This window comes from Sporosarcina koreensis, from assembly GCF_042655825.1.
Classification (GTDB): domain Bacteria; phylum Bacillota; class Bacilli; order Bacillales_A; family Planococcaceae; genus Sporosarcina; species Sporosarcina koreensis.
Map to the genome: position 1 here is coordinate 188398 of NZ_JBHSNP010000029.1, position 26637 is coordinate 215034.

Consider the following 26637-nt stretch of genomic DNA (forward strand, 5'->3'; position numbering starts at 1 on the left):
CACCCCTCAATTTCAAATTAGGATCCGATCAGTTTACGTTGCAGTTTGTCGAGCTTCGTGCTCAAGCTGCTGTCGTAAATCTGGTTGCCGATTTGAAGGCGGACGCCTCCGATCAGGCTTGGATCGATGATATTTTCAATGCGTAAAGAATGTTTGCCGATCTTTTTTGCGAAAGTGGCTGAAATGCCATTTGTCTCTTGCTCCGTCAATGGGCGCGTCGAGTACACTTTCGCTTCTGCGATTCCCGCAGCATCATCCGCAAGTGCAAGGAATTCTTCGAAAACATTTTGCGCTTCATCCATGCGCTTCGCATCAAGCAATACGTACAATGCATTCAATACGAGCGGATTGGCGCCTTTGAAAATGTTTGCGATCATTTCTTTCTTTTTTGCTGATGATAACTTCGGAGAACCGAATAGTTCACCAAGGTCTTTATTGTCACGGAACACCTTTTTCAATTCATTCATTTCTTCCTGAATCGAGCCGGTTTGTCCATGTTGTTGGGCTAGTTCGAACAATGCGGATGCATAGCGTTTTGCTACGACCGAATTACTCATCGGCTTTCGCCTGCCTTCACAATCGTTTCTTCAATCAAAGCACGGTTGTCTTCCTCGGAAATTTCCTTGCCAAGTACTTTGGACGCCGCCAAGATTGAAAGTGAAACGAATTCTTCGCGGACAGCTGCAACTGCCTTTTCCTTCTCTGTCGCGATTTCAAGTGTAGCGGATTCTTTCATCCGGTTCACTTCCGCACGCGCTGCTGTCATCAGCTCTTCGCGTTGTGTTTCACCTTGCTTACGAGCATTTTCAACAATCGATTGTGCGTTTTCACGCGCTTCCTTTAACAGGGCACGTTGTTCTTCCAAAAGCTTTTGAGATTCCAAGCGGCTTTTTTCAGCTGCTTCGATTTCATTTGCGATCAATTCTGCACGTTGATCCATCACGCCCATAAGCGGGCCCCATGCGAACTTCTTGAGTAGTACCATGAGGATCGTGAAGAATAATACTGTGACGATGATGTCGCCTAGATTCAAGCCATTCGGGTCATTCAATGATGACAGAAATCCTCCGCCGTTTGCGGACAATAGGATGAAGGTGTTTCCTAACACGATTGTTTCACTCCCTTCAAGAGCACATGTCAATTTTCAATATAATATAGAAAGAACGTCATTCTTAATTTTCAACTTCAAAGTACTATTTCAAACGTCAGTTGTTACATAAATGAATGGCGAAGGGCAGTTACGCCGCAGTCTTCGCCATTTTGTAAGATTGTCTTTCGATTATTGGTTCATTACGATGAACGCGATAACTGTCGCGATGATCGGAAGGGCCTCAACTAACGCTACCCCGATGAACATTGTTGTTTGAAGCATACCGCGCGCTTCTGGTTGACGAGCGATACCTTCTACTGTTTTAGAAACGATCAAACCGTTACCGATACCTGCTCCAAGTGCACCAAGACCAACTGCAAGTGCTGCTGCTAATAGACCAACTGAACCTACCATGTGTAATATCCTCCTAAAATTTCATGTTTTTTGTTGTTGTTTACTAACCCTGAAAAGGGGCAATATATGCTTAATGGTCTGTTGAGACTTTGTGTGCCATGTAGACCATCGTTAACATAACAAAGATGAATGCCTGGATCGCTCCGATGAAGACCGAGAATCCTAGCCAAGCAAGTGACGGGATCAATGCTCCGGCAAGACCGAATACACTGGATGCCCCAAGTGTCGCAAGAAGTCCGATCAGGATCTCCCCTGCGAAAATATTACCGTAAAGACGTAGACCGAGTGTCAACGTGTTTGCAAATTCTTCGATGATTTTAAGCGGTGCCAAGAATGGCATCGGTTGAAGGTACGTTTTGAAGTACCCTTTCGTCCCGAGTTGTTTAACGCCATAGTAATGGGATAAGATGACAACCATCGCAGCAAGCGACAATGTAACGACTGGATCGGCTGTCGGTGATTTCCACCAAAGCTCGCCTTTCCAGACAATCCCGAACGGCAATCCGAGCATATTTGCAACGAAAACGAACATGATCAAGGTGATGCCGAGTACGTGGAATCGTCCACCTGTTTTCCAGTCCATATTGTTCTTGATGATCCCTTTGACGAAATCCATGACCCATTCCATGAAGTTCTGCATGCCTGTCGGTTTGATTTGCAAGTTGCGCGTCGCGAGGACTGCAATGATGAAGACGACTAGACATGTGACAAAGAGCATGAGTATGTTTGCCGGGTTAAAGTTTAATCCGAGAATATTAATAAAATCCGGATTTTCATGGTTCACGTTTCGTTCACCTCCCTTTTGCGTGTCAGTTAGAAATGCTTGACGTGGACTACGATTCTGTCGACGAGCAATAGAACGTATGGAATCATCAGTCCGACCACTGTACCGATCAGATCGAATTTCTCCGGCATCGACAACGCAATGGCTGCGGCCGCCACACCGGATCCGAATCGCAATGCGGTTCCTCCGATTGACTTTGTTTCTTTCCCTTTCGAAACGTTCTGATCAAATCTTTCCATTCTACGGACAAGAATAAAGAAATTATACAGTCCGAATAAGGAGCCTAAGATCATCCCTGCGAAAAACGGTTTGAATGCACTAAAAGCCCATCCGATGACAAACAATGCGAGCAAAAAAAAGAGTGCCTTCTTCTGCCTATTAAAAATCTGTCGCAGTGTATGCATGATGGGTGATTCTCCTGATTCGTATTTTCCGGGACTGGCGATTTCGAAAAGCGGGGTGTCGTACAAACGGTTTTGGCCGTTTCCCTATTAGGGCTTGTACTGATAGAGACTCCGAAAAAGGTCGGAACCTATAAGTGTAAGTGAATCGCCGTAAGCAACTGACCACCAGGAGGCGTTGCCATTGGGCACGCTCATGGGGCATATGTGGAACGACGTCCAGTGAAGGATGATAGAATCGCCCTGAAGCTTGTCATCGTGGCGTTTATCATATGTATGAATCCCTATCATTCTTACCCTTTGTTAGCATACAATAGGGGCATTTTGATGTCAATTGATTCCCGTGAAATTCTTCACAAAGTCTTCACGTTGTCAAATAATAGACATATTTGCACAGTCAATTATTTCAACATGAAGAAATGAGGGATTTCCCTCAGTTTGACCCGATGAAAAAATCCCTCACTGGCTTGGTTATACGTGCATTTTCAATAAATGTGCATGCGTTGTTCAAGATGCACAAAAATGTCGACTCGTGTCAGTCTGCCTTGGAAAGATATTCCTTCAAAGCACTGACAATCCGTTCAGATGCATGGCCGTCTCCGTATGGATTGGACGCTTTGGCCATTGCGTTGTATTCCGCTTCGTCGGATAGAAGAGTGTCCGTCAAGTTGAAGATCGTTTCTTCGTCAGTTCCGGCAAGTTTCAGTGTGCCTGCTTCGATGCCTTCCGGACGCTCTGTCGTGTCGCGGAGGACGATGACCGGTTTGCCGAGCGACGGCGCTTCTTCCTGGATCCCGCCCGAGTCGGTCAGGATGATGTGCGAGCGCGCAGCGAAGTTGTGGAAATCGACGACTTCAAGCGGTTCGATCAGATGGACCCGCGTGTTGCCGCCAAGGATTTCGTCCGCCACTTCACGCACGGCCGGATTCATGTGTACCGGATAGATGACTTGGGTGTCCGGATGCTTTTCAAGGATCCGGTTGATGGCGCGGAACATGTTGCGCATCGGTTCGCCCAGGTTTTCGCGTCGGTGCGCGGTAAGAAGGATAAGACGGTCGTCCCCGATTTTGTCGAGAATCGGATGGTGATAGTCTTCCCGTACCGTCGTTTGCAGCGCGTCAATCGCCGTGTTTCCTGTAATATAGATCCGGTCTTCCTGCTTTCCTTCATTTAATAGGTTCTGCGCGGACTTTTCGGTCGGCGAGAAATGAAGGTCGGCAAGGATGCCTGTCAGCTGGCGATTCATTTCCTCCGGGTATGGAGAGAATTTATCCCATGTGCGCAAGCCCGCTTCTACGTGGCCGACTGCGATTTTATTATAAAATGCGGCTAGGCCGCCGATGAATGTCGTCGATGTGTCGCCATGGACGAGCACGATGTCCGGCTGCGCTTCCTTCATGATCGCGTCGAGCCCTTCCAATCCGCGGGTCGCGACGTCGATAAGCGTCTGCCGGTCTTTCATGATGTTCAAATCATATGTTGGTGTGATGTTGAATGCATGCAAAACTTGGTCGAGCATTTGACGATGCTGCGCAGTCACCGTTACGATCGATTCGATCTCCTCGGGGTGCTTTTGCAGTTCGAGTACGAGCGGCGCCATTTTAATCGCTTCCGGCCGCGTACCGAATATCGTCATCACTTTCCATTTCCGTTTCAATCCATTCACTCCTAGTCCATTATTTTGTTCCAAATAGGCGGTCCCCTGCGTCTCCGAGTCCTGGAACGATATATCCTTTTTCGTTCAATTTTTCGTCCAATGCAGCAATATACACATCGATATCAGGATGTGCTTCCGTAAACACTTTCACGCCTTCAGGAGCTGCAATCAAGCACATGAAGCGGATGTTTTTCGCACCGCGTTTTTTCAATGAATTCACTGCCTCCACAGCCGTGCCGCCTGTTGCAAGCATCGGGTCGACAAGAATGAATTCACGCTCCGATACGTCGGAAGGAAGTTTTACGAAATACTCATGCGGCTGGAGTGTGTCCGGATCACGGAACAAGCCGATATGTCCGACTTTCGCTGCCGGAATCAAGTTCAAGATGCCATCGACCATGCCGATGCCTGCACGCAGAATCGGTACGATCCCGATTTTCTTGCCTGCCAATACATTTGATTTTGCCGTCTGGACCGGCGTTTCCACTTCCACTTCCGTCAACGGAAGGTCTCGGGTGATTTCATACGCCATCAGCGTCGCCACTTCGTCAACGAGCTCGCGGAACTCCTTCGTTCCCGTGTTCACGTCGCGGATATGTGTCAATTTATGCTGGATGAGCGGATGATCGAATACATGTACTTTTGCCATTGCTAATCGCTCCTTTTCGGAATGTCCTGTACATTATAACAGAAACATGTCGATTTACACATTGGGAATGAAGATTGTGTCAGATATTGATGAATGTTGAATTGTTTGAGGATTATATTAGTTAACACCGTTGAAAATAGAAGAGAAATCCACATCCAAGTATCGCGGTGTCTTCTATTAACGGACTTTTCCGGATCGCGCCAAGTGCCTTTGACAAACCAAGAACTGAACATGAGTCAAAGGTCCCGAAATGAGCATAACTTGCTCAAATATGCGCATAACTCATCCGAAAATGCTCATATCTCATGGAAACTCGCGCATTACTGATTCGAAATTGCGCATAACCAGCCCAAAGTCGAGCAAAACGAAAAATCCCCGCTCTCGCGCAGAGAGCGGGGACACAATTCAACAATTAAGCATAGAGCGGGAAACGGTCTGTCAACGCTTTGACGCGCTCGGCCGCTTCTTTTTTCGTCGCTTCGTCTTCGTGGTTTTTCAAGAGAGTCGCGATGATGGAGCCGATTTCCTTCATCTCTTCCTCTTTGAAACCGCGTGTTGTGACGGCTGGTGTTCCGATACGGATGCCGGATGTGACGAATGGGCTTTCCGTGTCGAATGGAATCGTGTTTTTGTTTACAGTGATGCCGACTTCGTCGAGGACGTGTTCAGCGATTTTGCCTGTGATGCCGAGTGATTTCAAGTTGACGAGCAGCAAGTGGTTGTCCGTTCCGCCTGAAACGATGTCGACACCTTCAGCCATCAAGGATTCCGCAAGGGCAGCAGCGTTTTTCTTCACTTGCTGGATATGCGATTTAAACTCAGGCTTTTGGGCTTCGCCGAATGCAACCGCTTTTGCAGCGATGACGTGCATCAACGGACCGCCTTGGATGCCAGGGAAGATCGTTTTGTCGATTTTGCGGCCGAATTCTTCAGCGAATTCCTCGTTCACGAGGATCAAACCGCCACGTGGGCCGCGCAATGTTTTATGCGTCGTCGATGTGACGAAGTGTGCGTGCGGCACCGGGCTCGGATGCTCGCCTACTGCGACGAGGCCCGCGATATGCGCCATGTCGACCATCAAGTACGCACCGACTTCATCCGCGATTTCACGGAATTTCGCGAAGTCGATTTCACGCGGATACGCGCTTGCGCCCGCAACGATCAATTTCGGCTTGTGCTCAAGCGCTTTTTGGCGGACATCTTCGTAGTCGATACGCTCGTCGTCTTTGCTGACGCCGTATTCGACGAAATTGTACAGCTTGCCCGAGAAGTTCACCGGGCTGCCGTGCGTCAAGTGTCCGCCGTGGGAAAGGTTCATGCCGAGGACGGTGTCACCCGGCTCAAGAATTGTGAAATAGACAGCCATGTTCGCTTGCGCACCGGAGTGGGCTTGAACGTTTGCATAGCCTGCGCCGAAGATTTCTTTTAGACGGTCACGTGCGATGTTTTCAACGACGTCGACGTGTTCGCAGCCGCCGTAGTAGCGCTTGCCTGGATAGCCTTCAGCGTATTTGTTCGTCAAGTAGGAGCCTTGCGCTTCCATCACCGCTTCCGTCACGAAGTTTTCGGATGCGATCAATTCGATATTCGCGTTCTGGCGGTTCTTTTCCGCCATGATCGCTTCGTACACAGCTGTATCTTCACGTTTCACATTGCTTAAATCCATGATTCCATTTCCCCTTTTCTAATTTAATCTTGGAATGAACTTGAGTCTTCCACCGGGCGTGTGTAGATCGCCCGCTCGCCGCCGATCAATTTCGGACGAGTTGTCGCCGTGGTTACGACCGCATCGCCGATCTTGTCGATGGACGTGCGGAGCGGGACGGCGACCGGCTTCAGATGCATGCCGATCAGCGTCTGGCCGATATCGATCCCTGCATTTGCACGAATGGATTCGACGACAACCGCGTCTTCCAAATGCTCGAACGCATATGTGGACATCGATCCGCCCGCATGCACGGCCGGAATGACGGATACGGTGTCAAGATTCGCTTTGTCCGCGGCTTTGCGTTCGATCGTCAATGCGCGGTTGATATGCTCGCAGCCTTGGAATGCCAAATTCAAGTTGTGCTTCTTCGCGAATGCCTGCAGCGGACCGAATAAGGCTTCTGCAACTTCAAGCGCACCGCCTGTCCCGATCCGTTTGCCGGCGACTTCGGATGTCGAGCAGCCGACGACGAAAAATGTGCCTGGCGTGAAGGTTGTCTGTTCCGCCATTTCCGATAGCAGCTGTTCAAGCTGAAGCTTCCATAATTTCAATACATCATCCATTGTCTTGCCCACCTCGCTTAATTTTCGAGCTCTGACAATTTGGCGACGCGGCGCTCGTGGCGGCCCCCTTCAAATGAAGTGTCGAGCCAAGCTGTCGCTACTTCCCTTGCCAGGCCCGGTCCGATGACGCGCTCGCCCATGGCAAGGATATTCGAGTCGTTATGCCCTCTTGTCGCCTTCGCGCTGAAGACGTCGTGGACGAGTGCACAACGGATTCCTTTGACTTTATTCGCAGCGATCGACATGCCGATCCCTGTTCCGCAAATTAGGATGCCCCGGTCGAACTTCCCGCTTGCGACGCCGTCCGCTACAGGTTTGGCGTAATCCGGATAATCGACCGATTCATCGGAGTCCGGACCGAAGTCCTCATAGTCCAAACCAAGTTCCGATAATAAGTCCATGATTTCATGGCGCAGACGATTGCCGCCATGATCCGAAGAGATTGCGATTTTCATTGCTTCGCCTCTTTTCTTAATTTACTCACAAGTCATTTTACCATTGTTCTATAAAAAAACACAGCCCCGGTGTTAGTATTTCGGGCTGTGAATGATTTAATTGGTGAAAAGCATTTGGCGCGATTGAGTATGGCCAATTTATGGATTTTCGCCGCGTTTTAGCGCAGTTCCTTGGTAGGTCAAAGGTCTCGAAATGACGATAACTCTTGGGAAGTGACCGATAACTCGGCGCAAGTGACCGATAACTCATCCGAATTGACCGATAATCTGCCGCAAATGACCGATAACTGCCGGGAAATGACCGATATCCTTACGAACGATCAAACTGGCTGATGACTTTATACAGATCTTCGGATTGCTTCTTCAATCGGCTCGCCATCAGGTCGGTCTGCTCGATCGATTTCACTTGCTCGTCCGTGGCTGCGCGGACTTCTTCGGCGCCTGCGGACGTTTCTTCCGCGATGGCCGCGACTTCCTGCGATTGCATGGCGGTCGTTTCGATATTTGATAGCTGGTGTTCGACGAGCTCTGAAATTTTGACGACTGAATCGGCCATGCCGTTCACTTTTTCAGCCATCGCTTCGACATTGCCGCTCGTTGCATCGGCGCGGTTCGCTTCGTTCGCTGCCGTGCTCACTTGTTTTTCCATTTCCTTCACGACTTTCGAGACATCGGATTGGATCATTTTAACGAGTTCGTCGATGCTGTGGACCGCTTTCGCACTTTCATCCGCAAGCACACGGACTTCCTCTGCTACGACGGCGAAGCCTTTTCCATGCTCCCCGGCACGCGCCGCTTCGATGGAGGCATTCAGCGCAAGCAGATTCGTCTGGCCGGCGATGCTGCCGACGAGTTGGACGATTTCGCCGATCTTCTGTGCATTTTGGTCGAGTTCACGGATTGTCCCGAGCGACTGCTCGCTCTGATCCGACATGTCGCGAATCCCCTTGACGAGCGTCCGGAACATATCTGTCGTGCGTTCAAGTTCCGCAAGCATCTCTTTCGACTGAACGGAAGAATCCTCCGCGCGGCTGCTCACTTCCGCCGCAAGCGTCCGCACATCCTCGATTGCTTCCGCCGTTTCCTGGATTGCGACAGCCGAAGCTTCCGCACCCGAGGAGATTTCCATGATCGTCGAAGCGACAGCGTCAGCTTGAAGCGCCGCACTGCTTGTCTCACCTGATAATTGGTCGACCGTCTGCGCCGTCTTCTCGAAATTCGTCTCGATTTCCGCGACGATCGTCCGCAAATTGACGACAAGCTGCTGGAACGCTTCCGCGACGGAGCGGATTTCGTCGGATGACTTCGGCAGCTCGATATCCGTACCGATCTTGCCATCCGCCACTTCGATCGCAGCCTTCTCCAAGTTTTGCAGCGGCTTCGTCAAAATCGTACTGAACAAGGCCGCCAAGATGCCCGACCAGATAATCCCTAACGCATATGTAATGATTTCAAATACAAAAGGCTGGACGTCCGGCAAGAACTCCGGCCGTATGTAATTGATGAACAAGGCGCTCGTCGAATACGTGACAACCGCAAGCACCGTAACGAATAAAACCAATTTTTTCCGCAAACCGAACTTCTTCCTCTTCATGCCCCATCCTCCGTCAGCTTCATCTTCAACTGCTCAATCAACCTGTCCAATTCATCGAATGTCTTCCGGTACGTGGCCAGGCTGCCGCCGTACGGATCGTGCACATCCCCGAATCCGCCGGGTGCAGCGAACTCCTTCAATGTAAATGTCTTCGCTTTCATTTCCGGGAATGAATGCAGCAGCATCGCCTTATGCGACGACGTCATCGTCAACACAAGATCCGCCCACTCCAGCCCCTCTTCCGTGACCGTGTTCGAAACCGGCGTGTACGGCATGTCCGCCCCTTCGATGAGCGTCTTCGCGTTCGAAGAAATCGGCAACCCATCGACCGCACTCACCCCAGCCGACCGGACCGTAACGCCTTCAATCGCCTTTGAACGGAGAATCGCCTCCGCCATCGGGCTCCTGCATGTATTCCCTGTGCAAATAAAATAAATATTCATTCATGATCACCTACCTTTAGAATACCTGATAGCCGTGAATAAAGGAATACATAATTTCATCTAAAACATGACAATATCCCCATGGCGAGCAACGCCAACCCGGCAAGCACGCTGAGGACCTTGCCATTCTTTATGCTCAAAAACCGTCCGAAATAAAGGGCGAGACAAGAAAATATGAATGAAAGGAATCCCGAAGCGAAGATGAACAGTATTTTATTCAAGTGAAGCATGCCGAAAGAAACACTGATCGAAAAGGTGTCCAAGCTGACGGCAAGGGCTATGACAGTCGGATGAAGGCGCCGTTTCAGAAGATCGTTACTATCGTCTTGCAGAAGCATGTGGATGCCGATCAATGCCAGCAGGACACCTGACAGCAAATGGCTCCATACCGAAAACAGGTGAGCGGACCAATCCCCCATGACAAATCCCGCGAAGGGCAGCACCATATTCAGGAATGTTATCCACAGTGCGAGAACAAGCCTTCCTTTCCGCAATTGCAGCAACGATAACACAACGATGACATCAATTGTCGTGACACTTGCAGCGAATATTTCCAACAATGAATTGACCTCCCAACTTCCGCATCCATCCATCTTATGCGCACGTTTAGGAGGTCATTCATATCCTATTAACTGTTGGTCATATACGAAAAATCCTATTATCCGTTGAACCGTTTTCCGTCGGCTGCCTTCAGGAGCCGATTCATCACAGCGGCACCGACGCCTTTGTGATCCGTCGCTGCGGCGAGGATGAGGTCAGCATCCGTCAAATCGCATTTCCGGATCGCCCCGTATAAATTCCCCGCCATTGCCACATTGTCATGGAGCGGACCGACCGGGAAATACCAATCCGCCTCTGCTATCTCGAATTCGTCGGGGCCGATGACGGCGACCCGCTTCCCTTCGGAATGAAGTTGCCTGACCGCTTCCCGGATTTCCGCTTCGTCCGGCTGAATGACGAAAAGCGGCGATTCCGGCGCGTAATGCATGTATTTCATGCCGGGTGCACGCGGCGCCTCTTCATCGGAGGCACTTGGCGACTTGCTTTCTGCGTGAACAGGTCCGATCACTTCCTCGATCATCTCGCGCGTCACGCCGCCTGGACGGAGGATTTCTGGCGGATTCGCCGTCATGTCGAGAACGGTTGATTCGACGCCGACGCCTGTCTTGCCGCCGTCGACGATGAGCGGAATTCTACCCTTGAGATCCGTCAACACATGCGCTGCTTCCGTCGGGCTCGGCTTTCCGCTTCGATTCGCACTCGGTGCGGCAAGTGGTCCGTCAAGTGTGCGCAGAAGCGTCAGCGCCACGGGATGGTCAGGCATACGAAGGCCGACCGTGTCGAAGCCCGGCGAGACATTTTCCGCAATGACGCCGGGTCTTTTATGGAAAACGAGCGTCAATGGACCCGGCCAAAATGCATCCATCAGCTTGCGTGCATTTTCCGGGACATCTACCGCAAATTTATCCACAGCTTCTTTATTGCCAATATGTACGATGAGCGGATTGTCGGACGGGCGCCCCTTCGCTTCAAAAATCCGCTGCACGGCATCTGCATCCGTCGCAAGTGCGCCGAGCCCGTACACCGTTTCGGTCGGAAACGCGACTACGCCACCATTTTTCAATATATCCACAGCCCGTTGATAACTTAGCAAGTTATCCATATCGTTATCCACTGAAACAATTTCAGTTTCCACGTCGTAAACCCCCATTTATACACAGTTTCATCCACTTATCCACAATTCATCGTGGATAACTTCAATCAAACAACGACTTTATCCACTCCCAAATGAAGAAAGTGACCTTTTCATCTTCCTTTTTATCCACATCTTTGTCCGGAAAACAGACTCTCGGGAATAAAGAGCACCACCAATTGTCGCCCCGTCCGCTGCCGATCGTCAAAATATACGCGTCATATGGCGCTTGCGGCGTGATGACCAAGCCGGACCGTTTCGGCGGGAACAATGCCGCCGTCCGTTCGAAGCTTACATCCTGTCCATCCGCCATCGATTTCGCAGTCGCCAAAACAGTCGCTTCAATCGCCTTCAAATTATCCACAATCTCGGCTTTTGATTCGGCCCGCGAAATCGCCTGATTAATCATCGGCTCGATGGCATGCCGGATTTCCTCCTTCAACTTCTGGTCCGCAGGCGCATTCGAATGCGACAGGATCCGGAATCTGATCTCGTCTTCCTGGCCTGCTTGTCCTGTAAATAACATCAACGCGGACTGGATGAGGAACAGCACGAGAATGAACTCGATTACCACCATCAAACGATCCATCCACTTATTTGGTTTAAGGTTTGTTAGATTCGTAATTTCATAGTCTTGCAACATATTGATCCCCTCCTGACCACATTGTCACCAGGATCAGAGGGTTTTATTCATCAATCTCGCAAAATATCATTCGATCTTTGCCGTTCACATCTTTCTCGACGGAAACCCGTGCATGCGGGAATGCCCTTTGGAACAGTTCACTCACTCGCGGTCCCTGAAGATAGCCGATTTCGACGCCGATGAGCGATTGTTTATTCATGAGCTTCGGCAATTTCTTCGCAAGCTGCTTATAGAAGAATAGACCGTCATCATCCGCGAAAAGCGCATTATGCGGTTCGAAATCGAGCACTGTCCGCGACATCTGCTCCGATTCTTCCATCGCGATATACGGCGGGTTCGACAGGACGACATCCCACTTCTCCCCTTCGATCGGCTCCGTCATATTGCCGAGCCTGAAGTCGATATCTGTTCCGTTATGCATTGCATTCCGCTTCGCGACTTTGAGCGCCGCTTCACTGATATCGGTCGCTGTGACAAGTGCGTCAGTTCTCTCTTTTTTGAAGGCAATCGCGATCGCGCCGCTCCCTGTACCGATATCCGCCACGCGGCATTCCTTAGGGAATTTGCGGCTCCGTTCGAGTGCGCCGTAGACAAGCTCCTCCGTTTCAGGGCGCGGGATGAGCACATGTTCATTCACTTCGAACGACAGTCCGTAAAACTGTTCCGTGCCGATAATATGCTGGACGGGCTTGCCTGTCAGCAGCTCATCGGTTTTATTCCAGAAAGCGGTGTGCTGTTCGGGTGTGAGCGGTTCTCGTAAATCCGCAAGCAATGCGGCGTTCGATTTTTGTGTGACGTGCTCCATAAGCAGCTGTGCTGCGTGTTCGTCCAAGTTTTTTGATTCGAGAAGGGATTTCGCTTTATTGAGCGCCTCATGGATTTTTTCAGTCATTTTGATCCAAGCTTTCCAACCGTCTCGCCTGGTCCTCAACGATGAGGGCGTCGATCACTTCGTCCAGCTTCCCTTCGATGATCTGGTCGAGTTTTTGGATGGTGAGCCCGATCCGGTGGTCCGTCACGCGATTTTGCGGGAAGTTGTACGTGCGGATCCGTTCGGAGCGGTCGCCCGTCCCGACGGCGGATTTCCGTTTTTCGTCGTATTCCGCCTGCGCTTCCTGCATGAATTTATCGTAGATGCGGGCACGGAGGACTTTCATCGCCTTTTCTTTGTTTTTGATCTGCGATTTTTCATCCTGGCACGATACGGTGATGCCCGTCGGCAAGTGCGTCAGGCGAACCGCGGACATCGTCGTGTTGACGGATTGCCCGCCCGGTCCGGAAGACGCGAACGTATCTGTGCGGATATCCTTTTCGTGGATGTCGATTTCGACTTCCTCCGCTTCCGGCAGCACGGCGACAGTTGCGGTCGATGTATGGATCCGTCCGCCCGATTCCGTTTCCGGCACACGCTGTACGCGATGCGCGCCGTTTTCATATTTCAGTTTGGAATACGCGCCGTTCCCGTTGATCATGAAAATGATTTCCTTGAAGCCGCCAAGCTCAGTCGGCGAGGAGTCCATCACTTCGACTTTCCAATGGTTTGTCTCCGCGAACCGGCTGTACATCCTATATAGATTGCCAGCGAACAGCGCCGCCTCGTCACCGCCCGCCGCCCCGCGGATTTCCATGATGACGTTCTTGTCATCATTCGGATCTTTCGGGACAAGCAATAATTTCAGCCTTTGTTCAAGCGACTCGATCTGATCATCGAGCTCAGCGATTTCCATTTTGACGAGCTCTTTCATTTCATCGTCAAGCGGCTCCTCCAGCATTCCCTTCGCATTATCGTACTGCGTCGTCGCACTCTTATATTCACGGTACGCATCGACCGTATCCTGCAAGTCGGACTGCTCCTTCGAATACGTCCGCAGCTTGGTCATATCACTCACAATATCCGGATCGCTCAGCAATTCATTCAATCGCTCATACCGATCCTCAACGGCTTGAAGCCTTTCAAACATAGTCATTGCACCTCTTCGTCCTCAGTCTGTTTTGTATGTTTATTGTACGGGAATAAGGCGCTGAAATACAGTGATTTCTTTGGGTGGGAGTGTTGGATGGGCTTTGGACGGACGGAAGCTGGCTTTGGACGTGCGGAGACTCACTTTGGACGCATGGAAGCTGGCTTTGGACGCGCGGAGACTCACTTTGGACGCATGGAAGCTGGCTTTGGACGCGTGGAGACTCGCTTTGGACACGTGGAAGCTGGCTTTGGACGCGCGGAGACTCACTTTGGACGTGCGGAAGCGCGGAGACTCGCTTTGGACGCGTGGAAGCTGGCTTTGGACGCGGAACAGCTTGATTTGGTCGCGCAACGAGGGATCAAGTATAACGCGATTAAAAAACACCTTTTGACAAGCGTTTGAAGAATCATCTTATATAAAATGCACTCCTGCGATTTCCTTTCAAGACGAGGCCTGAATTTTTCAATAGTCTTTTAGCAATAGGCTGATAATCAATGCCCGAAAATGAACGGAATTGGCGATTGGTTATACTGCTGTCCATTAAATAGAACCAATCGTTGAGAAGAGGCAGATGACAATCTACATCACTATGGAAACAGCCTGAACAATGCCATTTCTTCAAGTGCCACTTCATTCCTTTGCGATTGCACTTTGGACAGATAACTCCTGGTATTATATCTTCCTTCGCTATGTTCAGCGTCTTTGTCAAAGGGAATGGATTGTATTCTTGGTGTGAATCCACCATAATATTGGCCATTTCACGGATTCTATTTCTACTTAAGATTTCTTGGTCGATGATCAGGTTATACAATCGGATTGGAATTTCATGTGTGAATAGAATTTCAGCATTCGCCTCTGCTTCGATGAATAATTCGTTGGTGTAGGCAAGTCCGATCATCCCCTTAACTTGAATATCGATTCCTCTCCCTCTTAACCATCTCTCCATGAATATTATTTTTCGCTCCAGCTCCGTTATTGGACTTTGAATGATTTTTCTCTCTCCCTTGATTTCTTGAATGAATTGCGTTGGATTTGCTTTGACGGTGAGTTTTCCACCAAGGTTTTTTATCTCAAAAATGATAACTTTGTCTGGTAGGATTAGCACGGAATCCATTTGAAAGTAAACTCCATTGTATTGTAAACAAATATCATGGAGTAATCCGAATGGATAGGATGGCCGGAATTCGTTAATATGCTTGTCGAAATTTAATTCGCCTCCGAATCCGGCCTTTCTTCTTCTGAGGTCTTCCTCGATTATCGTATACTTCTGGTGGTTGTCAGGCAGCCGGTTAATTAATGACTGCAATCCTAGCAAAGATAATGGTTCGCTTCGTTTTTTGATTAGTATTTTTATCACCTCAGAAGCATTGTATCAGTCCGTAAATAATCTCCAATTAGGGGAAATTTAAATCTGCCTCAATATCCGGAGTTGTATTTGATTTTTGGTGCCTAAAGCGGGTTTAAAATATTTTTTTCAAGTTGGCTTTAGACGCAGAGCCACATTCTTTGACCGTCGAAAGGTCCGCCATGGATAAGAAACGAATTGCTTTGGACGTGCGACGGCATAATTTGGACGCGTGGCAGCCCGCTTTGGACGCGCGACCACCTGCTTTGGACGTGTAGCGTTCCACTTTGGACGCTTAGCAGCCCGCTTTGGCGTGTAGCGGCTTGGCGCAGCATGCCGATTCACTTGAAAATCTCCACATATTTCTCCGCCGTCCTGATTTCAATCGTCAGATAGCCATCCCCATAGATGGTTTTGATCAAGAACGGGGCGTCTGCGGTGTTCTGAAATCTGAAATCGAGCCCGCCGTAGGAGACGGTTGCGTCCCTTCCTTTCGGGACGTAGCCGATGTCAATTGAATGATGATGCCATTCGATGTATTTCACTGGAAGCTGATCGACAGCGTTGAATACAGTGGAGGATGTTTGGCAAACCCCTCCGCCTATTCCCATGACAAGTTTTTTGTTGATGATTTCCGGTGCCGGCTGGTAGCCGCTCGCTTCATCACGTGGTCCGACGACGGTGTTGAAGGAGAATTGGTCTCCGCTGCCGACGATCGTATTGTTGATCGCTTTCGCGGAAAGTTCGATGTTTTTATTCCGGTTCGTGTCTGATGGCTTGAAGTAAGTCGTATACGTTGCGATTGTAACTTCTCCCAGATGAGGGGCATCTTCAGGATTGTAGCCGCTTTCGAATACTTCAATTGGGAGTTCGATCGTGCCTCCTTCAGCGGATGCTTCCAAAATCCGCTCGACTAATATACTTTCGCGCAACAGAATCAAAGGGCTTCCTTTGATGACTTGGCCATGTTCATCCAATTTGTCGAGTATCATACGTTGATCATAACCGGGTTTTCCGGCGGTCCCGCGTGCCAACTCTTTCGCAAACTGTTCTATTTTCGCAACGTATGCCACGATGTCCGTGTCATAACCGAAATCATTCGGGGATAATGTATGGATGATTTTGTCGGACGTCGGGTCGATGATGGTAATCACTGCAGGCTCAGGTTCGGGTTCGGGCTCCTTTTCCGGTTCCGGTTCAGTCTCAACTTGAGCTTCAGCATTGGCGGCCGGTTGTTCCAGCGGCTCCGTTAGTTGCGTCGTGTCGATGTCGATGGACGACTGTTTTCCGCAGCCAAGCAGTCCGATTGAACAGAAAAGAATGAGGGCAAAAATCCATTTTTTCAACACTTTCCACCTCCCGTCTTATTTTAGGGTTTACCATAGCCATAGTATTCAACGCATTTGAATTTTGTGTTGGTGTTTCTCGAGCCAAAAAAAGACAGCACGGGAACTTGTCCATGCTGTCATATCGATTTTATTTAACCGCCAAGTGAGCGGTTACGCCGTTTGGGACTTCGTGGTGCATGCGGCATCTGGCTTCGTATGCTTCGGATGCGCCGACGAGGATGATTGGATCGTCGTAGCCGGCGGGCTTTCCGTTGATGAGCCGTTGCGTGCGGCTCGCAGGTGATCCGCAGACGGTGCAGACGGCTTGTAGCTTCGTGACGTTTTCAGCGACAGCCATGAGCTGTGGCATCGGCCCGAATGGTTCGCCGCGGAAATCCTGGTCGAGTCCTGCGACGATGACACGGAATCCGCGATCAGCCAATTCCATGACGACGTCGACGATGCCTTCATCAAAAAATTGGGCTTCGTCGATGGCGATGACATCGTAATCATCTTTGATGAATTGTTCGATTTGCGTCGATTCGGCAACAGGCGTCGCGATGACGGTCGTTCCGTTATGGCTGACGACCGCTTCCTCGCTGTAGCGATCATCGATTTCGGGTTTGAACACCGCGATTTTCTGTTTGGCAAATTGCGCACGGCGCACTCGTCGGATCAATTCCTCGGATTTTCCTGAAAACATGCTGCCGCAGATCACTTCTACCCAGCCGCCTTGCATTGTTACGTACATGTTGGTTCCCCTTTCAATCGTTGCTCTATGTAAAGTTGTTTTGTTAATTGTCGGAATGTCTATCATACATCAAAAACCTGTGGAAAGGACGTCTTTTATTTCATGTTAGAATATGTTATAGAGGGGCCGCGAGAGGCGTCATTGAAGGAAAAATTCTTCTTGCGCCAAATGGGTTTTGACAAATCAAGAGGGTAATTCAAAAGGAAGTCTATTCGTGTTATTCCCAAATTGAAAACCCGCCAAACAAGTTGGCGGGTTGGAAGGTTCTTATTCTTGTCCTTCTTCTTTGAAGCCGTATTTCTTGTTGAAGCGGTCGATACGTCCGTCCGCTGCAGCAAATTTTTGGCGTCCAGTGTAGAATGGGTGGCATTCTGAACAAACTTCAATACGAATGTCCTCTTTTACAGAACCTGTTTCGAATGTGTTTCCACATGAACAAGTAACAGTCGCAACTTTGTAGTTTGGATGAATTCCTGCTCTCATCGGTCTCTCTCCTCTCGCCCTGAACCATCTGGAACAGAGTATTATTGTAGGTATTACATAAGACTGATGCCTTACACGGTCCGAATATGTCAACCGCATATGCAGCAGATGGTCATAAACCATACTCAAGAATTATAACAAATCGGACGGGCATTGACAAGTATTTTATTCCGTATCAAAGCAGCCCTTTGCCATTGCGATGAGCTTTCATTTCCTCATTGAGCTTGTCGAAGAATTCCTCGTTCGATTTCGACTGACGCAGTTTTTTCAGGAAGCGTTCTGCGAAATCGGGTGCGTCGGAGAATGTCTTCCGGATCGCCCAAAGTTTTTCGAGCTGTTCGGACGGGATGAGCAATTCCTCTTTCCGCGTGCCGGAGCGGCGGATGTCGAGTGCCGGGAAAATGCGGCGTTCTGCGAGGCTGCGGTCGAGATGCAGCTCCATATTGCCTGTCCCTTTGAATTCCTCGTAAATGACTTCATCCATACGCGAGCCCGTGTCGATCAAAGCAGTTGCGAGAATCGTCAAGCTGCCGCCTTCCTCGAGGTTACGCGCCGCACCGAAGAAGCGCTTCGGACGGTGGAATGCAGCCGGGTCGATACCGCCTGAAAGCGTACGGCCGCTTGGCGGAATGACAAGGTTATATGCACGCGCGAGCCTCGTGATGGAGTCCATAAGAATGACGACGTCGCGTTTATGTTCGACGAGACGCATGGCACGCTCAAGGACAAGTTCAGCGACTTTCACATGGTTTTCAGGCACTTCGTCGAATGTCGAGCTGACGACGTCGGCATTGACGGAACGTTCGATGTCCGTCACTTCCTCAGGACGTTCGTCGATGAGGAGGACGATCAGTTCCGCTTGGGGATGATTCGTCGTAATGGCGTTGGCGATTTCCTTCAACAGCATCGTCTTCCCTGCTTTCGGAGGGGCGACGATAAGTCCACGCTGACCGAATCCGACCGGCGACACGAGGTCCATGATGCGGGTCGACAGTTTTTGTGGCGTCGTTTCGAGTTTGATATGACGGTCCGGATACAGCGGCGTCAGTGCCGGGAAGTGGACGCGTTCCCTTGCGACTTCCGGGTCTTCCCCGTTGACAGCCTCCACTTGCAGCAAGCCGTAATAGCGTTCGTTCTCTTTCGGCGGACGCACTTTTCCTGTCACCTTGTCCCCGTTCCGCAGATCGAATCGTCTGATTTGGGAAGCGGAAATGTAGATGTCTTCAGAGCTTGGCGAGTAGTTGATCGGACGGAGGAACCCGTATCCTTCTGATTGGATGATTTCGAGCACGCCTTCCATGAAGAAGAACCCTTCCTGTTCGGCTCTCGTTTTCAGGATGGCGAAGATCAGTTCTTTTTTCGTTAGTTTGCTGTAATAGGAGATTTTGTATTCCCTTGCAAGCTCATATAACTCTTTCAGGGTCATATTTTCCAAGCTGGCGATTGTTAGAATTGACATAGTATCGTTTGCTCCACTCTTTATTTGTTTTTCGTATGTTAGGGTTTGTTGTCATTCGGGTAGGTGAATCGGACAATAGAAGGATGCCCGGCGGTTTGCCGGGCGTTGAGGCTTGCTATGTTTCAATTCATTTACATGTTAGTCTTGCATGACTAAATTAGGTTTTTTCTTCATGCTGTGGCGTCCTTCTACGAAACGGATTGTTCCGGATTTGGAGCGCATGACGAGTGAGTGGGTTTCGCTGTAGCCGCCTTTAAATTGGACGCCGCGCAGCAATTCGCCGTCTGTCACTCCGGTTGCAGCGAAGATGGCGTCGTCGCCTTTGACAAGGTCATCCATGTAGAGGACTTTGTTGACGTCAATGCCCATTTTCTCGCAGCGAAGGCGCTCTTCTTCATTTGAAGGGACGAGTCTGCCTTGGATTTCCCCGCCGAGGCATTTAAGTCCGACTGCGGCGATGACGCCTTCAGGAGCTCCGCCGAGGCCGAACAGGATGTCTACGCCCGTGTCGTCGAATGCCGTATTGATGGCTGCCGCCACGTCTCCGTCATTGATGAGCTTGATGCGCGCGCCGGCTGCTCTGATTTCTTCGACGATTTTCGAATGGCGTTCACGGTTGAGGACAATTGCCACAACTTCATCGATCGATTTGTTTTTCGCTTTGGCGACGGCATGTAGATTATCCGTGACGGAAGCGTCGATGTCGATTTTGCCGACCGCTTCTGGTCCGACTGCGATTTTGTTCATGTACATGTCAGGCGCGTTGAGGAGGTTCCCTTTATCCGCGATCGCGATGACCGCAAGCGCGTTCCAGCCTCCTGATGCGACGATGTTCGTTCCTTCGAGCGGGTCTACTGCGACGTCCACTTCCGGACCTTGGCCTGTTCCGAGCTCTTCGCCGATATAGAGCATCGGTGCTTCGTCCATTTCGCCTTCGCCGATGACGACGACGCCTTGCATCGGAATCGTGTCGAACACAGTACGCATCGCTTCCGTCGCGGCGTCATCCGCTTCGTTTTTCAAACCGCGCCCCATCCAGCGGGAAGCCGCCACGGCCGCCGCCTCTGTTACACGTACTAATTCCATCGATAAACTGCGTTCCATTATGATTGTTCCTCCCGTTTAGCGCATTTCATTTTTCATTGACAAATAAATAAACGCTTTTCATTAGGTGTAAGATTCGTTTCTAGTATATCACAAGATTTTTATTCACTGATGATCGCTTTTTCAGGTACGGTCACTTTCCGGATGTCTGCCCCGATACCGCGAAGCTTCTCGATGATCGAGCTGTAGCCCCGTTCGATATGTTGGATTTCCTGGATTTCCGTTTCACCATCTGCGAGCAGTCCCGCAATGATGAGCGCCGCCCCTGCACGAAGGTCTGTGGCGCGGACGGCAGCTGCCTGAAGCGGAGTCGGTCCCGATAGAATGACCGATTGCCCTTCCACTTTTCCGTCGGCATTCATCCGCCGTAATTCGTCGATTTGCTTAAACCGAGCGGAATAGATCGTATCTGTAATGACGGAGGAGCCGTTCGCCTGCGTCAGCAGCACGGAGAATGGCTGTTGCAGATCGGTCGGGAATCCCGGATAGACGAGCGTTTTCACGTCAACCGCCATCAAATTATTCGATTTCGGAATGAAAATATGCTCTTCCCTTTCTTCCACTTTCACGCCCATCTCACGCAATTTCGCAGTCAGCGCTTCGACGTGGAAAGGGATGACGTTGTCGATCGTAATGCCGTCTCCGACCGCAGCCGCCATGATCATGAATGTGCCCGCTTCGATCCGGTCCGGAATGATCGTATGCTTTGTTCCGTGCAGCCGTTCGACGCCTTCGATACGGATGACGTTCGTTCCCGCGCCTTTAATGTTGGCGCCCATATTCGAAAGCAATGTGGCGACATCGATGATTTCCGGTTCTTTCGCAGCGTTTTCGATGATTGTCCGCCCTTTGGCACGGACCGCCGCAAGCATGATGTTGATTGTCGCGCCGACCGAGACGACGTCCAAATAGATTTTGGCGCCCTGTAATTCGTCTGCGCGCAAATAGATGGCGCCGTGTTCGTTCGTCACTTTTGCGCCCAAAGCTTCGAAGCCTTTAATATGCTGGTCGATCGGACGGGGGCCAAGATGGCAGCCGCCCGGAAGCCCGATTGCCGCATGCTTGAAGCGGCCGAGCATCGCGCCCATCATATAATACGACGCCCTCAGCTTTTTCACGTTGCCGTTCGGAAGCGGCATCGCGATCATCTCCGAAGGGTCGATCGTCATTTTGCCCGCATCGAATTCCACTTTCCCGCCGATGTCTTCCAGAAGCGCTTGAAGGGTGAGGACGTCCGAAATTTCCGGAAGCCCTTCGATCGTAACGGGTGAATCTGCCAGGATGGAAGCCGGGATCAACGCAACGGCGCTGTTTTTCGCTCCGCTCACTTTTATCGTTCCGCGTAGAGGGTTGCCGCCTCTGATTTTATAAACGTCCATTTGAGTCTCCTTTAGGCGTTTCACTTGTTCTTTCTTGCTTCCCAATCTTCGAGGAATTGCTGGATGCCTTTGTCGGTCAACGGATGGTTGAATAATTGCTTAAGCACGTTGAATGGCGTCGTCGCGATGTGCGCTCCTGCAAGTGCCGCGTCTGTAATATGCTGCGGGCTGCGGATCGATGCTGCGATGATTTGCGTATCCATGTCGTGGATTGTGAAGATGTCCGCGATCGTGCTGATCAGATGGATTCCTTCTTGACCGATATCATCGAGTCTGCCGAGGAATGGGGATACATAAGTGGCTCCAGCGCGCGCTGCAAGCAATGCTTGGTTGGCACTGAAAATGAGGGTCACGTTTGTTTTGATGCCTTCTTGTGCGAAAACGGAGCACGCTTTCAGGCCTTCGGGTGTCATTGGAAGTTTGACGGTGATGTTCGGCGCGATTTTCGCGAGTTCGCGTCCTTCTTCGATCATGCCTTCCGCGTCGAGTGCGATGACTTCAGCGCTTACAGATCCAGGGACGAGAGCTGTGATTTCGCGCAGTCTGTCGTGGAAAGAAATGTTTTCTTTTGCGACGAGTGATGGGTTTGTTGTAACGCCGGATAGAATTCCCCAGCTATGTGCTTCTTTTATTTCCTCAAAGTTTGCCGTATCGATGAAAAATTTCATGTGAATAGTTCCTCCTTCAATGAATGGAAAAGAAGGAGAATGCATCCGGTTTTGATGCTTCTCCTATTTATATGTCCAATTTTATTACAAGTTAAGCTTTTCCTGAGCTTCCGAACTCGCGCATTTTTCCGATGACTGTTTTCTTGATGGCTTCGCGCATTGGAGCTAGGTATTTACGTGGATCATAGACGTTTGCATCTGCGTTCAATGTTTCACGGACCGCTTTTGTGCCTTCGATCTGGTTTTCAGTGTTGACGTTGATTTTCGCTGTTCCGAGTGAGATGGCGCGTTGGATGTCTTTCGTCGGAATTCCTGTTCCGCCATGAAGGACGAGTGGAAGGTCTGATTGGCTTGAGATCTCTTCCATTTCTTTGAATCCTAGGTTCGGTTCGCCTTTGTATGGTCCGTGGACCGATCCAAGAGCAGGCGCCAAGCAGTCGATGTCCGTGCTGTCGACGAGCTCTTTACATTCTGCAGGGTCTGCGTAGATGACTCCGTCAGCGATGACGTCGTCTTCCTGTCCGCCGACAACGCCGAGCTCAGCTTCAACAGATACGCCTTTTGCGTGGGCATATTCTACAACTTTTTTCGTGATTTCAATGTTTTCTGCAAGAGGTTTGGAAGATGCGTCGATCATGACGGAAGTGAAGCCTGCGTCGATTGCCTCTTTGCATTTTTCGAAACTGGATCCGTGGTCCAGATGGATAGCGACAGGTACAGTGATGTTGTAATCGTGCATTAATCCTTTCACCATGTTGACGACTGTCGTGAATCCGCCCATATAGCGGCCTGCCCCTTCAGAAACACCGAGAATGACCGGGGAATTCTCTTCTTGCGCCGCTTGCAGGATCGCCTGCGTGTATTCAAGGTTGTTCAAATTGAACTGGCCGATAGCATATCCTTCATTCTTACCTTTGATCATCATTTCTTTCATTGACACAAGAGCCATTGCAAAATCCTCCTCTGGATCGTTGAGATGAATGTATTGTTTGAATCGATATTTACCTCTTTTATCATAACAAAAACAGACAGTATTTACTACTGTCTGGGTTGTGGGCGCAGTGCGTCATCGTTTTCTAATTTTATTCCCGATGAAGCAAAATCTCTTTGACCGCGTCGCGCACTTCGTAAATATTGAATGGTTTCGTAAAATATCTCTCTGCCCCGTTTTCAATTGCCTCTTCTGTCAATTCAACTTCCCCGTAAGCCGTCATCATGATGACAGGTATATGGGGCCAATCTTTTTTCAGCCTTTTCAGTACTTCCACTCCATCGATTCCCGGCATTTTCATGTCGAGTAATACGCAATCGGGTTCTTTCTCTGTAACCGATTGGAGAGCTTCTGCGCCATTTGCGGCCAACCTCGCTTCAAACCCCTCTTTTGTGAATACCTCATTCAATAACAGTCGTATTCCGGCTTGATCGTCGACGATTAGCAAACTCTTCAAAAGGCTCACCCCTTTTTTATTTAGTGCCCCAATAACATATACAATTTGACAAATAGTCTAAAAATCCTTCTTTTTTCATTTATTAAATCAACTTTTTTTATTCGCGGAGCGTTGCTGGAATGCTTGGTTTTATTCCAACTGGAAAATATAATGGGATAAGAGGTGGTAAAGATGAAAATATTGACGACGCAAATCGGCGGGCTCTTGCAGCGTGCCGGCTCGAATAATGAGGAGGCTGTCGAGGAGACGGCGAGATTGTTGGCGCAGGCGACGATTGGGGAAGGACGTGTCCTTTTCGCAGGTTTCGATGAGATGGAAGCTGTCGGAATGAACGCGATGTATGGTGCGGAGCCGTTCCGTGGAGCTGTCCGGTATGAAGAAGGGATGGACATCCATTCCGCGGACCGGGTTTGGCTATTCGCCCGTTCGGCAACGGATGCGCGGGCGCTTCAGTTGGCACGGATGCTTGCGGAACAGTTCATCCCGTTTGCGGTTGTTGCGGGCGAGAAGGCGACGGATGAGAATGAGCTTGCGGATTTGGCGTATACGTATATGGCGACCGGCGTCACGAAAGGGATTTTGCCGGGCGAGGACATCGGCAGCCGAATCGTTCAGCCACATTTGATGGTCGCTCTCTTTTTGTATGAGGCGGTCAAGATGGCGTATGACGAAATGGTGAGTGAAGAGGATTGAGTGAGGGGCGTGTTTATGAGCGTGAAATTGAATTTATGAGCGCTTGGCGGGATTTATGAGCGCGATTTCGATTTTATGAGCGCTTGGCAGGATTTATGAGCGCGAAACCTATTTTATGAGCGCGCGAACGTGAGTTATGAGCGCCAATCACGATTTATGAGCGCTCCCCTTTCATCAATCCAAATAAAAACAGAAACCATCCAATGATCGATGGTTTCTGTTTTTTATTTGGCTATCAACCTTGATGCGCCAGCGCTGCGCGAATGAATTCGCGGATGAGCGGTGTCGGGCGGGTTGGACGTGATGCGAATTCCGGATGGAATTGAGTTCCGATGAAGAACGGATGGTCCTCCAACTCAATGATTTCCACGAGATGGCCGTCCGGGCTTTCGCCTGCCACGATCATGCCGGCGTTTTCAAATTGCTCACGATAGATGTTGTTGAACTCGAAGCGATGGCGATGGCGTTCGTACACCAATTCGTCGTTATACGCTTCTTGCGCTTTCGTGCCTTCCTTCAGTTTGCACGGGTGAGCGCCGAGTCTCATATCCCCGCTCGCCTGCTCGATGTCGGAGCGGTCTTCGAAATCGCGGTTGTTTTCGATGATGGCATTTTCCGTTTCGCCGTCGAATTCAGCTGAATGCGCGTCTTTTATTCCAAGAACGTCACGTGCGAATTCCACTGCGGCCAGCTGCATGCCGAGTCCGACGCCGAAGAATGGAACGCCGTTTTCACGTGCATAGCTGATCGCTTCCATTTTGCCGTCGATGCCCCGGTCGCCGAAGCCGCCCGGAACGAAAATGCCGTCCGCGTCCTGCAGGATCTCCGCAACATTTTCAGAAGTCACTTCTTCGGAATTGATCCAGTCGATTTCGATATCCGTATCGAATTCGTATCCGGCATGACGGAATGCTTCCACAGCTGAAATATAAGCATCTTGCAACTCGACGTATTTTCCGACGAGGGCGATTTTCACTTTACGTGAAAGATTTCTGACGCGGTTGACAAGCTCTTCGATTTCCGTCAAATCCGGCTCTTTCGTTTCGAGGCCAAGGAAGTCGACGACGATCTTGTCCATGTTTTGTGCATGAAGACGGATCGGCACTTCGTATAGCGTCTCCGCGTCAAGCGCTTCGATCACTTCTTCAGGTTTGATGTTGCAGAAGAGGGCGATTTTGTCCTTCATTTCCTGAGGGACCGGATATTCGCTTCGTACAACGATCATATTCGGCTGGATGCCGAGTCCGCGCAATTCCTTGACGCTATGCTGCGTCGGCTTCGTTTTCATTTCACCGGCAGCGTGCAAATACGGGATGAGCGTGTTGTGGATGTACATGACGTCATCTTTGCCGAGATCCGTTTTCATTTGGCGGATCGCTTCAAGGTATGGAAGCGACTCGATATCGCCGACGCTTCCGCCGATTTCAGTGATGACGACGTCTGCGTTCGTTTCCTGGCCCGCGCGTTTAACGAGGCTTTTGATTTCATTCGTAATATGGGGGATGACTTGGACGGTCGCCCCTTTGTAGTCTCCGCGGCGCTCTTTGCGCAGGACGGAGGAGTATACTTTCCCCATTGTGACATTGGAGTATTTGTTCAATTTGATGTCGATGAACCGCTCGTAATGTCCGATGTCGAGATCGGTTTCAGCACCATCTTCCGTGACGAAAACTTCCCCGTGCTGGTATGGGCTCATCATTCGAGGGTCCAAGTTGATGTAAGGGTCGAATTTTTGGTTGGTTACTTGCAAGCCTCGTGCTTTCAACAGTCTTCCGAGGGATGCGGCATTGATACCCTTTCCTAAAGACGAGACAACTCCACCGGTTACAAAGATATATTTTGTCATCTATAGCTCCTCCTTTGTGATAGGGGTTCGGTCGTATAAAACATCAAAAAGCGCTCCACTGTAGTCTATCTACAA

At 50.1% G+C, this 26637-nt stretch carries 30 protein-coding genes; 2 read left to right on the plus strand and 28 right to left on the minus strand.

Going from position 1 to position 26637, the window contains the following annotated elements; genetic code table 11:
* Nucleotides 1-17: 17 nt before the first annotated feature.
* The 17 genes from ACFPTP_RS16675 to prfA form a co-directional block, all read right to left on the minus strand.
* Entirely contained in the window at nucleotides 18-557 is a 540-nt protein-coding gene (locus tag ACFPTP_RS16675; protein WP_381447138.1) for a F0F1 ATP synthase subunit delta, read from the minus strand.
* Nucleotides 554-1084 carry a F0F1 ATP synthase subunit B gene (gene atpF / locus ACFPTP_RS16680; protein WP_381447751.1) on the minus strand — a complete coding sequence of 177 codons (531 nt, stop codon included), beginning with the start codon at nucleotides 1082-1084 and terminating at the stop codon, nucleotides 554-556. The genes ACFPTP_RS16675 and atpF overlap by 4 nt, the downstream gene beginning before the upstream one ends.
* A 195-nt stretch (nucleotides 1085-1279) precedes the next feature.
* A complete protein-coding gene (atpE, locus tag ACFPTP_RS16685; protein ID WP_252501943.1) occupies nucleotides 1280-1504 on the minus strand; it encodes a F0F1 ATP synthase subunit C in 225 nt (74 codons plus the stop codon).
* 70 nt (nucleotides 1505-1574) lie between these two features.
* Entirely contained in the window at nucleotides 1575-2288 is a 714-nt protein-coding gene (atpB, locus tag ACFPTP_RS16690; RefSeq protein ID WP_381447140.1) for a F0F1 ATP synthase subunit A, read from the minus strand.
* A 29-nt stretch (nucleotides 2289-2317) separates the two neighbouring features.
* A complete protein-coding gene (locus ACFPTP_RS16695; protein WP_381447142.1) occupies nucleotides 2318-2692 on the minus strand; it encodes an ATP synthase subunit I in 375 nt (124 codons plus the stop codon).
* A gap of 532 nt (nucleotides 2693-3224) precedes the next feature.
* Entirely contained in the window at nucleotides 3225-4325 is a 1101-nt protein-coding gene (gene wecB / locus ACFPTP_RS16700) for a non-hydrolyzing UDP-N-acetylglucosamine 2-epimerase (protein ID WP_381447754.1), read from the minus strand.
* A 40-nt stretch (nucleotides 4326-4365) separates the two neighbouring features.
* The gene (gene upp / locus ACFPTP_RS16705; protein WP_381447144.1) at nucleotides 4366-4995 is read right to left on the minus strand and encodes a uracil phosphoribosyltransferase; all 630 of its coding nucleotides are present in this window, start codon (nucleotides 4993-4995) and stop codon (nucleotides 4366-4368) included.
* A gap of 412 nt (nucleotides 4996-5407) precedes the next feature.
* On the minus strand, nucleotides 5408-6661 hold the full coding sequence (gene glyA / locus ACFPTP_RS16710) for a serine hydroxymethyltransferase (protein ID WP_381447146.1): 1254 nt from the start codon (nucleotides 6659-6661) through the stop codon (nucleotides 5408-5410).
* Between the two features lie 23 nt (nucleotides 6662-6684).
* Complete coding sequence (locus tag ACFPTP_RS16715; protein ID WP_381447148.1) at nucleotides 6685-7266, minus strand: TIGR01440 family protein; 582 nt, start codon at nucleotides 7264-7266, stop codon at nucleotides 6685-6687.
* 17 nt (nucleotides 7267-7283) lie between these two features.
* Nucleotides 7284-7721 (minus strand): ribose 5-phosphate isomerase B, encoded by a 438-nt coding sequence (gene rpiB / locus ACFPTP_RS16720; RefSeq protein ID WP_252501936.1) that lies wholly within the window; start codon nucleotides 7719-7721, stop codon nucleotides 7284-7286.
* Nucleotides 7722-8031: 310 nt separating this feature from the next.
* A complete protein-coding gene (locus ACFPTP_RS16725; protein ID WP_381447151.1) occupies nucleotides 8032-9315 on the minus strand; it encodes a methyl-accepting chemotaxis protein in 1284 nt (427 codons plus the stop codon).
* On the minus strand, nucleotides 9312-9758 hold the full coding sequence (locus ACFPTP_RS16730) for a low molecular weight protein arginine phosphatase (RefSeq protein WP_381447154.1): 447 nt from the start codon (nucleotides 9756-9758) through the stop codon (nucleotides 9312-9314). Before ACFPTP_RS16730 ends, ACFPTP_RS16725 begins: the two co-directional genes overlap by 4 nt.
* 56 nt (nucleotides 9759-9814) lie before the next feature.
* A complete protein-coding gene (locus tag ACFPTP_RS16735; protein ID WP_381447156.1) occupies nucleotides 9815-10318 on the minus strand; it encodes a manganese efflux pump MntP in 504 nt (167 codons plus the stop codon).
* 98 nt (nucleotides 10319-10416) lie between these two features.
* On the minus strand, nucleotides 10417-11454 hold the full coding sequence (locus ACFPTP_RS16740; protein ID WP_381447158.1) for an L-threonylcarbamoyladenylate synthase: 1038 nt from the start codon (nucleotides 11452-11454) through the stop codon (nucleotides 10417-10419).
* 61 nt (nucleotides 11455-11515) lie between these two features.
* Entirely contained in the window at nucleotides 11516-12094 is a 579-nt protein-coding gene (locus ACFPTP_RS16745; protein ID WP_381447160.1) for a stage II sporulation protein R, read from the minus strand.
* A gap of 43 nt (nucleotides 12095-12137) precedes the next feature.
* On the minus strand, nucleotides 12138-12986 hold the full coding sequence (gene prmC, locus ACFPTP_RS16750) for a peptide chain release factor N(5)-glutamine methyltransferase (protein ID WP_381447162.1): 849 nt from the start codon (nucleotides 12984-12986) through the stop codon (nucleotides 12138-12140).
* Nucleotides 12979-14055: a peptide chain release factor 1 gene (gene prfA / locus ACFPTP_RS16755; RefSeq protein ID WP_381447164.1), complete on the minus strand. Its 1077-nt coding sequence runs from the start codon at nucleotides 14053-14055 to the stop codon at nucleotides 12979-12981. Before prfA ends, prmC begins: the two co-directional genes overlap by 8 nt.
* Nucleotides 14056-14151: 96 nt before the next feature.
* Here prfA and ACFPTP_RS16760 point away from each other — a divergent pair, with 96 nt between their 5' ends.
* Nucleotides 14152-14460 (plus strand): hypothetical protein, encoded by a 309-nt coding sequence (locus ACFPTP_RS16760; protein ID WP_381447166.1) that lies wholly within the window; start codon nucleotides 14152-14154, stop codon nucleotides 14458-14460.
* Between the two features lie 4 nt (nucleotides 14461-14464).
* Here ACFPTP_RS16760 and ACFPTP_RS16765 read toward each other — a convergent pair whose 3' ends face one another.
* The 10 genes from ACFPTP_RS16765 to ACFPTP_RS16810 all read right to left on the minus strand — a co-directional run bounded on the left by ACFPTP_RS16765 (nucleotide 14465) and on the right by ACFPTP_RS16810 (nucleotide 24023).
* The gene (locus ACFPTP_RS16765; RefSeq protein WP_381447168.1) at nucleotides 14465-15415 is read right to left on the minus strand and encodes a nuclease-related domain-containing protein; all 951 of its coding nucleotides are present in this window, start codon (nucleotides 15413-15415) and stop codon (nucleotides 14465-14467) included.
* Nucleotides 15416-15744: 329 nt separating this feature from the next.
* A complete protein-coding gene (locus tag ACFPTP_RS16770) occupies nucleotides 15745-16752 on the minus strand; it encodes a VanW family protein (protein WP_381447170.1) in 1008 nt (335 codons plus the stop codon).
* Nucleotides 16753-16879: 127 nt separating this feature from the next.
* The gene (locus ACFPTP_RS16775; RefSeq protein WP_381447172.1) at nucleotides 16880-17482 is read right to left on the minus strand and encodes a thymidine kinase; all 603 of its coding nucleotides are present in this window, start codon (nucleotides 17480-17482) and stop codon (nucleotides 16880-16882) included.
* Between the two features lie 267 nt (nucleotides 17483-17749).
* Nucleotides 17750-17965, minus strand: a complete 216-nt coding sequence (gene rpmE / locus ACFPTP_RS16780) for a 50S ribosomal protein L31 (protein WP_381447174.1) — start codon at nucleotides 17963-17965, stop codon at nucleotides 17750-17752.
* A gap of 175 nt (nucleotides 17966-18140) precedes the next feature.
* Nucleotides 18141-19424 (minus strand): transcription termination factor Rho, encoded by a 1284-nt coding sequence (gene rho, locus ACFPTP_RS16785; RefSeq protein ID WP_381447177.1) that lies wholly within the window; start codon nucleotides 19422-19424, stop codon nucleotides 18141-18143.
* A 138-nt stretch (nucleotides 19425-19562) separates the two neighbouring features.
* Nucleotides 19563-20528, minus strand: a complete 966-nt coding sequence (gene glpX / locus ACFPTP_RS16790; RefSeq protein ID WP_381447179.1) for a class II fructose-bisphosphatase — start codon at nucleotides 20526-20528, stop codon at nucleotides 19563-19565.
* A 101-nt stretch (nucleotides 20529-20629) separates the two neighbouring features.
* Complete coding sequence (locus ACFPTP_RS16795; RefSeq protein WP_381447181.1) at nucleotides 20630-21907, minus strand: UDP-N-acetylglucosamine 1-carboxyvinyltransferase; 1278 nt, start codon at nucleotides 21905-21907, stop codon at nucleotides 20630-20632.
* Between the two features lie 20 nt (nucleotides 21908-21927).
* Nucleotides 21928-22575: a fructose-6-phosphate aldolase gene (gene fsa, locus ACFPTP_RS16800; RefSeq protein ID WP_381447183.1), complete on the minus strand. Its 648-nt coding sequence runs from the start codon at nucleotides 22573-22575 to the stop codon at nucleotides 21928-21930.
* A 91-nt stretch (nucleotides 22576-22666) separates the two neighbouring features.
* Nucleotides 22667-23524 carry a class II fructose-bisphosphate aldolase gene (locus tag ACFPTP_RS16805; protein WP_381447185.1) on the minus strand — a complete coding sequence of 286 codons (858 nt, stop codon included), beginning with the start codon at nucleotides 23522-23524 and terminating at the stop codon, nucleotides 22667-22669.
* Nucleotides 23525-23657: 133 nt separating this feature from the next.
* Nucleotides 23658-24023 (minus strand): response regulator, encoded by a 366-nt coding sequence (locus tag ACFPTP_RS16810; RefSeq protein ID WP_381447187.1) that lies wholly within the window; start codon nucleotides 24021-24023, stop codon nucleotides 23658-23660.
* Nucleotides 24024-24194: 171 nt separating this feature from the next.
* On the opposite strand from ACFPTP_RS16810, the gene ACFPTP_RS16815 reads away from it, so the two are divergent.
* Nucleotides 24195-24716: a DUF2529 family protein gene (locus ACFPTP_RS16815; protein ID WP_381447189.1), complete on the plus strand. Its 522-nt coding sequence runs from the start codon at nucleotides 24195-24197 to the stop codon at nucleotides 24714-24716.
* A 235-nt stretch (nucleotides 24717-24951) separates the two neighbouring features.
* On the opposite strand, the gene ACFPTP_RS16820 is transcribed toward ACFPTP_RS16815, so the two are convergent.
* A complete protein-coding gene (locus ACFPTP_RS16820) occupies nucleotides 24952-26562 on the minus strand; it encodes a CTP synthase (protein ID WP_381447191.1) in 1611 nt (536 codons plus the stop codon).
* Nucleotides 26563-26637: the final 75 nt, after the last annotated feature.

Coding starts and splice junctions, on each gene's coding strand:
- glyA (WP_381447146.1), bottom strand. CDS start 6,661: ATGGATTTAAGCAATGTGAAACGTGAAGATACAGCTGTGTACGAAGCG.
- prmC (WP_381447162.1), bottom strand. CDS start 12,986: ATGACTGAAAAAATCCATGAGGCGCTCAATAAAGCGAAATCCCTTCTC.
- ACFPTP_RS16820 (WP_381447191.1), bottom strand. CDS start 26,562: ATGACAAAATATATCTTTGTAACCGGTGGAGTTGTCTCGTCTTTAGGA.
- fsa (WP_381447183.1), bottom strand. CDS start 22,575: ATGAAATTTTTCATCGATACGGCAAACTTTGAGGAAATAAAAGAAGCA.
- ACFPTP_RS16675 (WP_381447138.1), bottom strand. CDS start 557: ATGAGTAATTCGGTCGTAGCAAAACGCTATGCATCCGCATTGTTCGAA.
- ACFPTP_RS16795 (WP_381447181.1), bottom strand. CDS start 21,907: ATGGACGTTTATAAAATCAGAGGCGGCAACCCTCTACGCGGAACGATA.
- ACFPTP_RS16695 (WP_381447142.1), bottom strand. CDS start 2,692: ATGCATACACTGCGACAGATTTTTAATAGGCAGAAGAAGGCACTCTTT.
- rpmE (WP_381447174.1), bottom strand. CDS start 17,965: ATGAGAGCAGGAATTCATCCAAACTACAAAGTTGCGACTGTTACTTGT.
- ACFPTP_RS16760 (WP_381447166.1), top strand. CDS start 14,152: ATGGGCTTTGGACGGACGGAAGCTGGCTTTGGACGTGCGGAGACTCAC.
- wecB (WP_381447754.1), bottom strand. CDS start 4,325: ATGACGATATTCGGTACGCGGCCGGAAGCGATTAAAATGGCGCCGCTC.
- rho (WP_381447177.1), bottom strand. CDS start 19,424: ATGTCAATTCTAACAATCGCCAGCTTGGAAAATATGACCCTGAAAGAG.
- ACFPTP_RS16745 (WP_381447160.1), bottom strand. CDS start 12,094: ATGTTGCAAGACTATGAAATTACGAATCTAACAAACCTTAAACCAAAT.
- upp (WP_381447144.1), bottom strand. CDS start 4,995: ATGGCAAAAGTACATGTATTCGATCATCCGCTCATCCAGCATAAATTG.
- ACFPTP_RS16730 (WP_381447154.1), bottom strand. CDS start 9,758: ATGAATATTTATTTTATTTGCACAGGGAATACATGCAGGAGCCCGATG.
- ACFPTP_RS16715 (WP_381447148.1), bottom strand. CDS start 7,266: ATGGATGATGTATTGAAATTATGGAAGCTTCAGCTTGAACAGCTGCTA.
- rpiB (WP_252501936.1), bottom strand. CDS start 7,721: ATGAAAATCGCAATCTCTTCGGATCATGGCGGCAATCGTCTGCGCCAT.
- ACFPTP_RS16775 (WP_381447172.1), bottom strand. CDS start 17,482: ATGTACGTAACAATGCAAGGCGGCTGGGTAGAAGTGATCTGCGGCAGC.
- prfA (WP_381447164.1), bottom strand. CDS start 14,055: ATGTTTGAAAGGCTTCAAGCCGTTGAGGATCGGTATGAGCGATTGAAT.
- glpX (WP_381447179.1), bottom strand. CDS start 20,528: ATGGAACGCAGTTTATCGATGGAATTAGTACGTGTAACAGAGGCGGCG.
- ACFPTP_RS16815 (WP_381447189.1), top strand. CDS start 24,195: ATGAAAATATTGACGACGCAAATCGGCGGGCTCTTGCAGCGTGCCGGC.
- ACFPTP_RS16725 (WP_381447151.1), bottom strand. CDS start 9,315: ATGAAGAGGAAGAAGTTCGGTTTGCGGAAAAAATTGGTTTTATTCGTT.
- ACFPTP_RS16805 (WP_381447185.1), bottom strand. CDS start 23,524: ATGGCTCTTGTGTCAATGAAAGAAATGATGATCAAAGGTAAGAATGAA.
- atpE (WP_252501943.1), bottom strand. CDS start 1,504: ATGGTAGGTTCAGTTGGTCTATTAGCAGCAGCACTTGCAGTTGGTCTT.